Origin of the sequence: Nitratireductor sp. B36, from assembly GCF_020833685.1 — a bacterium.
In the GTDB taxonomy this organism is placed as follows: Bacteria; Pseudomonadota; Alphaproteobacteria; order Rhizobiales; family Rhizobiaceae; genus Nitratireductor.
In genome coordinates this window covers 209880-222714 of record NZ_JACKZY010000003.1, presented here as the reverse complement: position 1 = coordinate 222714, position 12835 = coordinate 209880, and the positions used below count along the sequence as shown (strand labels likewise).

The window sequence follows — 12835 nt, the reverse complement described above, 5'->3', positions numbered from 1 at the left end:
GTCAAGCCACTTGCGAAATGCGCTCGTTTCACGTGAAACATTGTTTCGCAGAACTGAAGATGGGTGGCGAATGTTTCACGTGAGTCACACCGTGGCTGCTCTCTATTGTTTCACGTGAGTCATCCGAAGATCAGAACCTGACTTGTTTCACGTGAATCACTTGCCGATGCAAAACTGCGAGAAGATCGTATCGAGTAGATCTTCCACATCAATCGCACCGGTAATACGTCCAAGCGATTCGGCAGCCAGTCTCAACTCCTCAGCGCGAAGCTCGAGTGGCAGATCCTGCCCTTCCGCCGCGCGTTCAACGTGCGTTGCCGCATCCAGGATCAGCTGCACGTGCCGCTCGCGAAAGGGAAGTGTCTCCCCCGCTCGTTCAGTTGCCGATGTCGCGAGAGAACGCACCTTGTCCAGAAGTTTATCAATCCCCTCGCCTGTGCGTGCCGAGATAACGAAATCATACCGGCCTTTGAGCGGTACATCGGGAGCCAGATCGATCTTGTTTCCCACCCTCAAGCTTGAAGTCACATGAGGGATCTCCACCGGAACGGGCTCATTGCAATCTTCCAGCAGCAAGAGAAGGTCGGCTTCGCGTGCGCGATCAATCGCGCGATCGATACCCATGGCTTCTACCCTGCCGGGATTCGCACGAATCCCGGCTGTGTCCGTGACGATGACTTTGATGCCGTTAATGTCCAGACTGGCCTCGAGAACATCACGCGTGGTGCCTGGTTCCTCTGTGACAATGGCTATGTCACGGCGCGCGAGGGTATTCAGCAGGCTCGATTTTCCGGCATTCGGAGCGCCGAGAATAACCACACGAAACCCCTCTCTGATGATCTCAGCGGTGCGATAACCGGCTGCATGTCGCTTCAGCGAATTTCGCAGAGTGTCGACGTCTTTCCACACTTGATCGGCAACGGAGCCCGGAACATCTTCCTCGTCCGAAAAATCCAGCTCCGCTTCGATCATAGCCCGGGTCTGAATGAGCGTTCTCCGCCATCCATCATAGAGAGCCCTATGGCGATTCTCCGAGTTAGACAGGGCGAAGCGGCGCTGTGTTTCTGTCTCCGCAGCGATCAGATCCGAAAGTGCTTCGGCCTCCGTGAGATTGAACTTCCCGTTCAGAAAAGCGCGCCGCGTAAATTCACCGGCGTCTGCCATCCGGAAGTTTTTTCGGCGAGAGAGCGTCTCCAGCACAGCTCTCACGACTGCGCGCCCGCCATGAAGATGCAGCTCAACACAATCCTCACCGGTAAAACTGTGTGGCCCCGGAAAGAACAGACTAAGAGACTTGTCCAGAACAACGCCGTCCTGATCTCGCAAGGTTTTTAGCGTAGCACGACGCGGGTGAGGCCTCTCACCTGCCAACGATACGAGCGCATCGGCTGCACCTGGGCCCGACAATCGCACGACGGCGACGCCTGATGGCAAAGCACCGCTCGAGAGTGCGAATATGGTTTCTCTCATGTCGTTTGCTCTCGCGTGGAAAGCGCCTTACCGTGGCGCTGAAGTCAGGGCTAGATATTTTCCATAACCGTTCGATGTGCAAGGAGCCGCCATGCCGCTGCCCGCAAAAAATCTTCTGGCGGACGAGACAAGTCCGTATCTGCTCCAGCACAAGGATAATCCCGTTCACTGGAGGCCCTGGACCGCAGATGCCCTACGGGAGGCACGAGAAACAGGCAAGCCAATTCTGCTTTCCGTTGGCTACGCGGCCTGTCACTGGTGCCACGTGATGGCACATGAGTCTTTTGAAGATCCCGAAGTCGCAGAGGTGATGAACCGGTATTTCGTCAACATCAAGGTTGATAGGGAAGAGCGGCCGGAGATCGACCAGATCTACATGGCTTCGCTTTCCGCGATGGGAGAGCAAGGCGGCTGGCCGTTGACGATGTTCCTCGATTTCGACGCACAGCCTTTTTGGGGCGGCACATATTTCCCTCCAAGGCAGCAGTATGGACGGCCAGGTTTCCAGCAAGTGCTGCACGCGGTGAATGAAGCCTGGCAGAACAAGCAAAGCGAGCTTTTGAAAAGTGCCAGCGTACTCAGCGCTCACGTGAAAGCGCAACTTGCATCCGATGCAGGAGGTCCCGTTTCTCCGCGCACAGCACTTGAGTCGCTTGCCGCCAAGATTCATTCGATGATCGATAAGGATCTGGGCGGCTTGCGTGGTGCTCCCAAGTTTCCCAACGCCCCGTTCATGCGCACGCTGTGGCTGAGCCAGGCTGATGACCATAGATCCGCCGTGATCGAAAGCCTCACAGCGATGCTGGCTGGCGGGATTTACGATCATGTCGGCGGTGGGCTGGCACGCTACTCGACTGACGAGCGCTGGCTTGTTCCCCATTTCGAGAAGATGCTGTACGACAATGCTCAGCTCCTGCGCCTGCTTTGCTGGGCTTATAGCGAAACAGCGAACGAGTTGTTCCGCATCCGAATCGAAGAGACTGTTGCCTGGCTGCTGCGCGAGATGCGTTTGGAGAGTGGCGCCTTCGCCTCCAGTCTTGATGCCGATACTCGTGGTGTTGAAGGAAAAACCTATCTTTGGACGAGAGCGCAGATTGCGGACGTCCTGGGCGATCAGGCGGACCTCTTCTTCGAAACCTTCTCTTTGGCCAGTCCAGAGCATTGGGATGGAGATCCGATCCTTCACCGCCGCCATCAACCTCAATATCTCGGCGCGGCGCGGGAAACGCAGCTGCGATCCATGCTGGATAAGCTTCTCACTGCAAGACAGAAGCGTGACCAACCCGGCCGCGACGACAAAGTCCTTGTTGATTGGAATGGTCTCACGATCAGTGCACTTTCAGAGGCAGCACGTCTGCTCCAGCGCCCAGATTGGTTGAACGCCGCGCGACAGGCTTTTCGTTTCGTAAGCGAATCGATGCGAGATGGGCGTGTTCCGCACAGCCTACGCGAGGGAAAAGCGGTTTTTCCTGGTCTCTCGAGCGATTACGCCTGCATGATTTCCGCCGCGGCATCGCTTTTTCAATCAACCGCAGAGCAAGATTTTCTCGCCCAGGCAAATGATTGGGCTGACAAACTTCGCTCTTGGTACCTCGATGAGAGCGGAACAGGCTATTATCTCTCGGCGAGCGATGCAGCAGACCTGCCCATGCGGATACGCGGAGACGTGGATGAAGCCATACCATCCGCTACCAGCCAGATCATTGAGGCCCTCCTGGCCCTCTCCATGCTTTCCCACGAAACGCTTAACAACCATGTTTCAGACGTGGCAGAGTCTGCTCTGGGCCGAACAGTCAGACAAGCCTATGGCCAGGCGGGCGTCGTCTACGCCTCGGCACTGGTTGAGATGTCCAAAAAGCTTCTTATGGTTGAGCCTGACAATCAGCGCGTTTTCGTTCCGGTAGCGAATCGACACCTGGATCCATCCCGGTTCGACATTGTCATCACCGATGACCGTCCTCAAAGCCTACCAGACGGCATGAGCATCAACGCTGAAAAGAGAGCGGCCTATCTCTGCATCGGGAAAGTCTGCCTGCCGCCCTTTGAGACGCCTGAGGCGTTAGACGCCGCCCTGCGCCAAGCCGGTCAGGCAACGACTTCTTGGTGAACAAACAGTAAAGGCGGCACAGCAGCGCCGCCTTACACTTCTCAAAACGATCTGCGAAAGGCGCAAACCGATCAAGTGTTCATGGAATCGAAGAACTCAGAATTCGTCTTGGTTTGCTTCAATTTGTCGTTCAGGAATTCAATGGCGTCCGTGGTGCCCATCGGCGCGAGAATCCGGCGCAGAACGAAAATTTTCTGCAGGTCCTGCCGCGGAATGAGCAGGTCTTCCTTTCGGGTACCAGACTTGAGAATGTCGATAGCCGGGAAGATGCGCTTGTCTGCAACCTTGCGATCGAGAACGATTTCGGAATTGCCCGTCCCCTTGAACTCTTCGAAGATCACTTCATCCATGCGGCTGCCCGTATCGATGAGCGCGGTTGCGATGATCGTCAGCGAACCGCCCTCTTCAATGTTGCGCGCTGCACCGAAGAAGCGCTTCGGGCGCTGTAGCGCGTTGGCATCGACACCACCCGTCAGCACCTTGCCTGAGGATGGCACCACCGTGTTGTAAGCGCGGCCGAGGCGGGTGATCGAATCAAGCAGGATAACCACGTCGCGGCCATGCTCGACCAGACGCTTCGCCTTCTCGATGACCATTTCGGCGACCTGCACGTGGCGCGAGGCCGGCTCGTCAAAGGTGGAGGAAATCACTTCACCGTTCACCGAGCGCTGCATGTCGGTCACTTCTTCCGGACGCTCGTCGATCAAAAGCACGATCAGGAAGCATTCCGGGTGATTGGACGTGATCGAATGGGCGATGTTCTGCAGAAGAACCGTCTTACCCGTGCGCGGCGGCGCGACGATCAGGCCACGCTGCCCCTTGCCGAGCGGCGCCACCAGATCGATCACACGCGCCGACAGGTCTTTCTTTGTCGGATCCTCGATTTCCATGTTCAGCCGCTCATCGGGATAGAGCGGAGTGAGGTTATCGAAATGAATCTTGTGGCGGATCTTCTCCGGATCCTCGAAATTGATCGTGTTGACCTTGAGAAGGGCGAAGTAGCGCTCGCCTTCCTTGGGGCTCCGGATCGGCCCCTCCACCGTATCGCCGGTTTTCAGCGAGAAACGGCGGATCTGCGAGGGGGAGATGTAGATATCGTCGGGACCGGGCAGGTAGTTGGCTGTTGCCGAGCGGAGAAAGCCGAAGCCATCCTGCAGCACTTCGACGACACCCTCACCGATGATCTCGATATCCTGGGTGGAGAGCTTCTTTAAGATCGCGAACATCAGCTCCTGCTTGCGCATGATGCTGGCGTTTTCGACCTCGAGCGATTCTGCGAACGCAATGAGATCGGTTGGCGATTTGCTTTTCAGCTCTTGGAGTTTCATTTCCTGCATGTGCGGACTCTGGAAAGGCAACGGAAAAGGTGGAGGTAGGCGTATTTGGTGCCGGCCGGCTTCACTCGAAACGGAAGATATTCGTGGAACCGGACAAAAAGGAAGGAACCATCTCTTACCGCCGTCTATGCCAAAGGGCAAGACGGCTTTCCCGGTTTCATCTCACGGGCGGTCTTTCAAAAACCCGTATCAGAAGGGTTTGACGATAACAAGGATAACGATGACGATCATCAGAACCGTCGGCACTTCGTTCATTATACGCCAATGACGCGCCGGCTTCGTGTTCTGGTCGGCGGCAAACCGGCGAACAGATGCCGAGAAATAACCGTGCACACCGGACATGGCGACCACCAGCCCGATCTTGGCATGCAGCCACCCACCGGAGAAGCCGAAGCCGTTCCAGGCAAGCCACAGGCCAAGCACCCAGGTGACCATCATCGCCGGGTTGATGATCAGCCGTAAGAGGCGCCCCTCCATGATCTTGAAGGTTTCGGATGTCTCCGAGCCCGGCGCGGCATCCGCGTGATAAACGAAGAGACGCGGCAGGTAGAGCATACCCGCCATCCAGGCGATCACCGCGATCACATGGATGGCCTTGGCCCAGGGATAGAAACCGGACGGATTATAGAAAAACAGAAGCGCTGTCAGACCGATGAAGATCGCAAGCGCCGCGAAAGCCCGGCCTGCAGCCTTCTTGCCGCTTGTATCGCTCGCAGCCATCACTCGGCCTCCCGAATCTGTTTCAGCATTGCTTCCACATGCTCAATGGGCGTCTTCGGCGTGATGCCGTGCCCAAGGTTGAAGATGAACGGGCCATGCCGCAGCGCTTCCACAATCGCGTCCACGCCCTCGTGGAGCGCCTCTCCGCCGGCAATCAGCCTCAGAGGGTCCAGATTGCCCTGAACCGCCCCCTCGGCCTGCAGGCGGCGCGCTGTGCCCAGAGGAACCGTCCAGTCGAGCCCGAGTGCCGTCACGCCCGTCTCCCGGCGATAGCCTGCGTAAAGCGCGCCTGCACCCTTCGGAAAGCCGATGATCGGTGTGTCGGGATGCTTTTCCCGCACCTTGGCCACCATCCGTGCCACCGGCTTCACGCACCACCGCTCGAAAGACAGTTCATCGAGAACGCCTGCCCAGGAATCGAAAATCTGTACCGCATCCGCGCCGGCGTCGATCTGGCGGATCAGATATTCGGCGGAACAGTCCGCAAGGCAGTCGATCAGGGTGGAAAAGGCCTCCGGCTGCTCAAGCGCGAACATGCGGGCCGGTGCCTGGTCCGGTGTGCCATGCCCGGCAATCATGTAGGTCGCCACCGTCCAGGGCGCTCCGCAGAATCCGAGCAGTGTCGTTTCATCGGGAAGCTCCCTGCGAAGCCGCCGCACCGTTTCGTAGACCGGCGCCAGATGATCGTGAAAACCCGATGTCTCAAGTTTTGCGATACCGCTAGCATCGATTGGCGTCAGAAGCGGACCTCTGCCCTCCTCGAAGCGCAGGCCGCGGCCGAGCGCATGCGGCACCACGAGAATGTCGGAAAAGAGGATCGATGCATCAAACCCGAAACGACGGATCGGCTGCAATGTCACTTCCACTGCCAGATCGGGGTTGTAACAGAGATCAAGAAAGCTCCCTGCCTGCTTCCGGACTTCCCGGTATTCCGGCAAATATCGTCCGGCCTGGCGCATCATCCAGACGGGAGGCGGAAACACCGTCTCGCCTCTAAGCACATCAAGGATTTTCCGCTGCCCCATCAGGCTGCTCCACAGTCAGGATTCAAAAGATAATTACAGATCTGAAGATTCTTCTGATTCTTAGACTCTGTTTGTAATGTGGATTCAAATCTGTCCACGGTTTTGCGCATCGCGAGCCCGGTCTTATTGCCGCGCCTCACAGAAACGCACATCTTCAGAAGAACGGGGATAATGCGGATTCAGCACGCAGATTCAATAGGCTGCAGCAATTTGGGTTGACCTTGTCTGGTGGACAGTGAAGGAAGGTTCAGGAATCGTCGATTGTTCTCCACATGGGACGATCTCAATTCACACGAGGCCTGTCTGTGGAAGAACAGGTGGAGTTATCAAAGGGTGCGGCCTCGCCATTTTTTCGGGCCCGCGTTATCAACAGGCATCCACATGGCGGGGCAAAAATCCGTGCAACAGCCGCAGCGCTTCTTCCATCTTCACATGATTTCTGATGCGACCGGCGAGACTCTGCTCGCCGCGGGACGCGCTGCTGCCGCGCAATACAAGGATGCGCGGGCGATCGAGCACATCTACCCGCTGATTCGAAACGAGAAGCAGCTCGCTCGTGTGCTTGACGAGGTGGAGCGCGAGCCCGGCATCGTGCTGTATACGGTGGTGGACCAGAAGCTTGCCCGCCAGGTGGATGAAGGTTGCGCTGTGCTCGGCCTGCCCTGTGTATCCGTGCTCGAGCCGGTTCTGATGGTGTTTCAGTCTTATCTCGGCACGCCGGCGGGAAGGCGCATGGGAGCTCAGCACGTGCTCGACGCCCAATATTTTCATCGCATCGATGCGCTGAACTTCACAATGGATCATGATGATGGACAACTGCCACTCGATGTGGAGGAAGCCGATGTCATCCTGGTGGGTATCTCCCGTACATCAAAGACGCCAACCAGCATCTATCTGGCTAACAGGGGCGTAAAGACCGCAAATGTGCCCATCGTTCTGGACATGAAGCTGCCGGAGCAGCTTTCCAGTGCGAAACGGCCTTTGATCGTGGGGCTGGTCGCATCTGCGGAACGCATTTCGCAGATTCGCCAGAACCGGATTCTGGGATCGGTGGATGAAAACGCGTTTAATCCCTATACCGACCGGGTGACCATTTCCCGGGAGATCGCCTATGCGCGCCAGCTCTGCGCACGCCATGGCTGGCCGGTGATAGATGTAACCCGCCGCTCGATCGAGGAAACCGCTGCTGCCATTCTCGCATTATATGCGAAGTCGAAGGAGAACAGAGGGTGACGACATGACCGACAACACCGACATCATTCTGGCGTCCGGCAGTGTCTTTCGCCAGAAAATGCTGCGCGATGCCGGTGTGGCCTTCCGTGTTGAACGCGCGGAAATCGATGAGCGCGCCGTGGAAAATACTCTTGAGGGCAGCGGCGCCGATCCCGAGACAGTGGCTCAGATCCTCGCGGAAGCCAAGGCCGTCGATGTCTCCGAACGTGAGCCGGGCGCGCTGGTGATTGGCGCGGATCAGACACTTTCGCTGGGTGATGAACTCTTTCACAAGCCGGCTGATATGGAGGGCGCGCGCCGCCATCTTCTAAAACTATCCGGCCGAACGCATCAGCTTAACAGCGCTGTGGTCATCGCGCGGGACGGTGAGGTGATCTGGCGGCATGTGGGTGTTGCGCGTCTCACCATGCGTGATCTCGATCCCGGCTTCATTGGTCGCCACCTTTCCAGTGTGGGAGAAAAGGCACTTTCGAGTGTGGGTGCTTACCAGATCGAAGGAGAAGGCATTCAGCTGTTTGAGAAGATCGAAGGCGACACGTTCACCATAGTTGGCCTTCCGCTGTTGCCGCTGCTGGCCGAGCTTCGCAGCCTGGGTGCCATTGATGGCTGAGATCCGCGCATTCGTCTGTGGGCACCCGATCGCCCATTCCCGTTCGCCGCTCATTCACGGGTTCTGGCTTGCCGAGCATGGCATCGACGGCAGCTATGAAAAGCTGGACGTCGCTCCGCTTGATTTCGCTACCTTTCTCAGGAATTTGCCGGCTTCTGGGTATGCCGGCGGCAACGTCACGCTGCCCCACAAGGAAGCGGCTTTTGCCGCGGTTCACCGGCGCGATGAAGCGGCGGAGATGATTGGAGCGGTCAACACGCTTTGGTTTGAATCCGGCAAATTGATTGGTGGAAACACGGATGCCTACGGCTTTGCCGCACATTTGAGCGCCGGCGCCCCGGGCTGGAAAGATGGTGAAGCAGCAATTGTGCTTGGTGCTGGCGGCGCGGCCCGAGCCATCGTTCATGCCATACAAAAAGCCGGCTACAAGAGAATCTGCATCGTGAATCGCACACTTGCCCGTGCGCAGGAACTCTCGACCCGTTTCGGCGCCGGCGTCAGCGCTCACGGCTGGGCGGAAATACCTGCGCTCCTTCGCAATGCAGATCTTCTGGTCAACACGAGCGCGCTCGGCATGACGGGCCAGCCGGCGCTTGATATTTCGCTCGAGCCTTTGCCGGACAGCGCAATAATCAGCGATATTGTATATGCCCCGCTGAAGACCGATCTTCTCGCTGCAGCCGAAAAGCGTGGGCTGAAAGCGATCGACGGCCTCGGCATGTTGTTGCATCAGGCCGTGCCCGGATTCGAGCGCTGGTTCGGTGTTCGACCGAGCGTGACGGAGGCACTGCGTACGCACGTGCTAGCGGGCGGAGAGACATCATGACCGTTGTTCTCGGCCTGACCGGCTCCATCGGTATGGGAAAGTCGACCACGGGCAAGATGTTCATGGACGAAGGTATCCCGGTTCACGATGCTGATGCGGCGGTGCATCGTCTATACACTGGCGTCGCCGCGCCGCTGATCGAGGCGCGCTTTCCCGGAACCGTGATCGAGGGCACGGTCGACCGGGCCCGCCTTGCCGAAGCGGTGATGGGCAAGCCGGAAGCCTTCAAAGCGCTGGAAGAGATCGTCCATCCCCTTGTGCGTCAGGATGCTGATGATTTCGTCGCCGGCCACCGGGAGAATGCCACACCAATCGTCGTGCTCGATATACCGCTTCTTTTCGAGACCGGCGGGGAAGATCGTGTCGACCGCATCGTCGTGGTAACTGCCTCTGCGGAAGAGCAACGCAGACGTGTCCTCGCCCGGCCCGGGATGACGGAGGAAAAGTTCGCGGCAATCCTCGCACGACAGGTGCCCGATGCGGAAAAGCGCAGGCGCGCGGATTTCATTATCGACACGGGCGAGGGTATGGAACCGGCGCGACAGGCTGTGAGGGCCGTGATACGCGAACTTTCCCCAGCGGATGAGGTTCCAACCTGACCGCCGCCTTGCGTCTTTCGTGGCGGATGCGCATGTTGATCTAGTCCGACCTCCGGAGTGTAGGAATGCGCGAAATCGTTTTTGATACAGAAACCACAGGCCTTGATCCCAATGAGGACCGGGTGATTGAGCTTGGCTGTGTCGAACTGGACAACCGGTTTCCGACGGGCCGCTCACTTCATCATTTCATCAATGCACAGGGGCGCTCCGTTCACCCCGAAGCCCAGGCGGTTCACGGCATTTCCGATGCGGATCTGGCTGATAAACCGGTGTTCGGGGCAATTCTCGATGAATTTCTGGAATTTATCGATGGTGCAAAGCTCGTCGCGCACAACGCCAATTTCGACATCGGCTTTATCAATGCCGAATTTGACCGCCTCGGCGTGCCACCTGTGGATCCGGGGCTGGTCGTTGATACATTGGCGATCGCACGGCGCAAACATCCGATGGGCCCGAATTCGCTCGATGCGCTCTGCCGCCGCTATGGGATCGACAACAGCCACCGCACCAAGCACGGCGCTTTGCTCGACGCCGAGCTTCTTGCCGAGGTCTACATCGAGCTTATCGGTGGAAAGCAGGCTGCGCTGGGGCTTGAGGTTTCATCCGGTGGCCATGATGCGGGACGGGATGCGAACCATAGCTCGATCAGAGTTTCAGCAAGACCTGTACCCCTACCCCCCCGGATCAGCGAAGCCGAGCGGGCAGCGCATGAGGCACTGGTCGAGAAGCTCGGTGAAAAGTCCCTCTGGCACACTTTGCGCAGCTGAACACCGCCGCCTCAATATGCCCGGTGGTGGATCCTGCCCAGAATAATCTGCTCAGAACCAAAACGGGGCGGCGCTCGAAAGCACCGCCCCGTCTGAAACCATGGAATTTTTTTGCTTCAGGAAACCTGAACCTGCCCCTTCGCCTGTTCCTCGGCAACACGCTGCTGGAACATGCGGGCAAAATCGATCGGATCGATCATCAGCGGCGGGAAGCCACCCGCACGCGTCGTATCGGCGATGACCTGACGGGCAAATGGGAACAGCAGACGCGGGCACTCGATGAAGAGAACCGGGAGCATGTGCTCTTGAGGGAATCCGGCCACCCGGAAGACACCGCCGTAGATCAACTCGACATTGAACAGGACTTTGCCTTCTGCCTCGGCCTTGGCATTGAGCGTCAGCACCACATCATAGTCCGTGTCGCCAAGCGGGTTGGCGTTGACATTGACGTTGATGTTGATCGCTGGAGCCTCGGAACGACCGCGGAGCGACTGGGGGGCACCTGGACTCTCAAAGGACAGATCCTTCACATACTGCGTCAGTACATTGAGAGAGGGCTGAGCACCATTGCCTGCCTTGGCAGCTTCGGTCTTTTCTTCTGGTTTTTTCGCCATGCGTTTATTCCTCAAGCGTGGTTCGGCAGCCGCCACGGCTCCCCTTTTTTGAATTTGCCTGCTCGCTAGCATGGGCATTGGCGCATGACAAGGCGGCGCCGGGTCCGGAAACTAGTCCTGATCGGGTTTACGCCATGGTGACCGGTCGTTTCCAGTATCGCTGTAATCGTCCGCTGTGAGATCGATTGTCTGGGGATCGGGGTCGCGCCGACGGCCCGAGGCGCGATCCGTGCGGGGAGATGCTGCACCACCCAAAATCACGATGCGGTTGCGCAGGAATGACCAACCCGCGTCCCGGATAGCCGGAACGAAGAGCAGGAAACCCAGCGTGTCCGTGACAAAGCCCGGGGTCAGCAGCAACACGCCGGCAACCATGATCATCATGCCATGAACAAGATCGCGGCCAGGCACCCCGCCGTCATTCATCGTTTCCTGAATCCGACGAACAACGCCAAACCCTTGAACCCGGAGCAGGATGGAGCCGGCAATAGCCGTAACAACGACCAGGCCGAGCGTGGGGAAGACGCCAATCTGGCTGCCAACCACGACGAAAGTCGCGATTTCAGCGAGCGGAATGGCGAGAAGCAGGAAGGGGACGATGGAAAAGCGCACGAACCTGTTAGCCTTGTTGGGTGTTTCAGCCGATTCTGACCGTTCCATGCTGGCCAGTTGAGAAAACATAGGTATTCTGACCGAAAATTTGAATGATGGCTCCCTGCGTTCTATATGATTTCCGTTAGGGACGGGATGCCGTCGCCTCTGCGCCTGCCCCGAGCCGGCAGGTGCTGTGGAACACAGTGGCTCGTTTGGCTGGACGTTATGGAATTCTTCGATTTCGGCACGATTTTCTTCCTGATTGCCGCTGTGGTGATCTTTTTCCAGTTGCGCAATGTGCTGGGCCGGCGCACGGGCAATGAGCGTCCACCGTTCGATCCCTACACGGCCGGTCGCAACGGATCCCGGAAAGAACAGGGCGCTAACGGGGAGAATGTGGTGTCGTTGCCGCGTCGCAAGGGTGCCGCGGAACCCGATCAGATCTACGCCGATATCGACAAGGTTGCAAAACCTGGCACCGAATTGAACAAAGGAATGCGCGCCATCCGGGATGCGGATCCCTCCTTTGCGCCCAAGAGCTTCGTTGACGGCGCAAAAATGGCCTACGAAATGATCGTTATGGCTTTCGCCGATGGTGATCGTCGTACGCTGAAAAACCTGCTCTCCCGTGAGGTATACGAGGGTTTTGTCTCTGCCATCGACGAACGCGAGAAGCGCAAGGAGAAGATCGAATCCTCGTTTGTCGGCATTGACGACATGACGATCATCGCAGCCGAGATGAAGGGTTCCGAAGCACATGTCACTTTGCGCATTGTCAGCGAACTCATCTCTGCCACGCGCGACAGCGCCGGCGAGGTGATCGACGGTGATCCGGAGACCGTGGCTGAGGTCAAGGACGTCTGGACTTTCGCGCGTGATACGCGTTCCCGCGACCCCAACTGGAAGCTTGTCGCCACCGAAGCCGAGGATTGA

The 12835-nt window shown here is 57.9% G+C and carries 13 protein-coding genes; 7 read left to right on the top strand and 6 right to left on the bottom strand.

The annotated features are described in order from the left end of the window. Positions 1 to 156: 156 nt before the first annotated feature. Entirely contained in the window at positions 157 to 1470 is a 1314-nt protein-coding gene (gene mnmE / locus H7H48_RS12790) for a tRNA uridine-5-carboxymethylaminomethyl(34) synthesis GTPase MnmE (RefSeq protein ID WP_229449452.1), read from the bottom strand. Between the two features lie 91 nt (positions 1471 to 1561). On the opposite strand from mnmE, the gene H7H48_RS12785 reads away from it, so the two are divergent. Beyond that, positions 1562 to 3577, top strand: a complete 2016-nt coding sequence (locus tag H7H48_RS12785; RefSeq protein WP_229449451.1) for a thioredoxin domain-containing protein — start codon at positions 1562 to 1564, stop codon at positions 3575 to 3577. Positions 3578 to 3648: 71 nt separating this feature from the next. Here H7H48_RS12785 and rho read toward each other — a convergent pair whose 3' ends face one another. The 3 genes from rho to hemE form a co-directional block, all read right to left on the bottom strand. Continuing rightward, a complete protein-coding gene (gene rho, locus H7H48_RS12780) occupies positions 3649 to 4914 on the bottom strand; it encodes a transcription termination factor Rho (protein ID WP_025029315.1) in 1266 nt (421 codons plus the stop codon). A 189-nt stretch (positions 4915 to 5103) separates the two neighbouring features. Further along, positions 5104 to 5634, bottom strand: a complete 531-nt coding sequence (gene hemJ / locus H7H48_RS12775) for a protoporphyrinogen oxidase HemJ (RefSeq protein ID WP_229449450.1) — start codon at positions 5632 to 5634, stop codon at positions 5104 to 5106. After that, a complete protein-coding gene (gene hemE / locus H7H48_RS12770) occupies positions 5634 to 6659 on the bottom strand; it encodes a uroporphyrinogen decarboxylase (protein ID WP_229449449.1) in 1026 nt (341 codons plus the stop codon). The genes hemJ and hemE overlap by 1 nt, the downstream gene beginning before the upstream one ends. 399 nt (positions 6660 to 7058) lie before the next feature. Between hemE and H7H48_RS12765 the strand changes: the two genes are divergently transcribed. The 5 genes from H7H48_RS12765 to dnaQ all read left to right on the top strand — a co-directional run bounded on the left by H7H48_RS12765 (position 7059) and on the right by dnaQ (position 10694). Then, the gene (locus H7H48_RS12765; protein ID WP_229449448.1) at positions 7059 to 7892 is read left to right on the top strand and encodes a pyruvate, water dikinase regulatory protein; all 834 of its coding nucleotides are present in this window, start codon (positions 7059 to 7061) and stop codon (positions 7890 to 7892) included. A gap of 4 nt (positions 7893 to 7896) precedes the next feature. Then, on the top strand, positions 7897 to 8502 hold the full coding sequence (locus H7H48_RS12760; protein WP_229449447.1) for a Maf-like protein: 606 nt from the start codon (positions 7897 to 7899) through the stop codon (positions 8500 to 8502). Beyond that, positions 8495 to 9328, top strand: a complete 834-nt coding sequence (locus tag H7H48_RS12755) for a shikimate dehydrogenase (RefSeq protein WP_229449446.1) — start codon at positions 8495 to 8497, stop codon at positions 9326 to 9328. The genes H7H48_RS12760 and H7H48_RS12755 overlap by 8 nt, the downstream gene beginning before the upstream one ends. Next, a complete protein-coding gene (gene coaE / locus H7H48_RS12750) occupies positions 9325 to 9927 on the top strand; it encodes a dephospho-CoA kinase (RefSeq protein ID WP_229449445.1) in 603 nt (200 codons plus the stop codon). Before H7H48_RS12755 ends, coaE begins: the two co-directional genes overlap by 4 nt. A 65-nt stretch (positions 9928 to 9992) precedes the next feature. Further along, on the top strand, positions 9993 to 10694 hold the full coding sequence (gene dnaQ / locus H7H48_RS12745) for a DNA polymerase III subunit epsilon (protein WP_229449444.1): 702 nt from the start codon (positions 9993 to 9995) through the stop codon (positions 10692 to 10694). A 116-nt stretch (positions 10695 to 10810) separates the two neighbouring features. Here dnaQ and secB read toward each other — a convergent pair whose 3' ends face one another. Together secB and H7H48_RS12735 are read right to left on the bottom strand one after the other, a co-directional pair. Beyond that, a complete protein-coding gene (secB, locus tag H7H48_RS12740; RefSeq protein WP_229449443.1) occupies positions 10811 to 11308 on the bottom strand; it encodes a protein-export chaperone SecB in 498 nt (165 codons plus the stop codon). Between the two features lie 111 nt (positions 11309 to 11419). After that, entirely contained in the window at positions 11420 to 11968 is a 549-nt protein-coding gene (locus tag H7H48_RS12735) for an FxsA family protein (RefSeq protein ID WP_255663756.1), read from the bottom strand. 159 nt (positions 11969 to 12127) lie between these two features. Here H7H48_RS12735 and H7H48_RS12730 point away from each other — a divergent pair, with 159 nt between their 5' ends. Further along, positions 12128 to 12835: a Tim44/TimA family putative adaptor protein gene (locus H7H48_RS12730; protein WP_229449442.1), complete on the top strand. Its 708-nt coding sequence runs from the start codon at positions 12128 to 12130 to the stop codon at positions 12833 to 12835.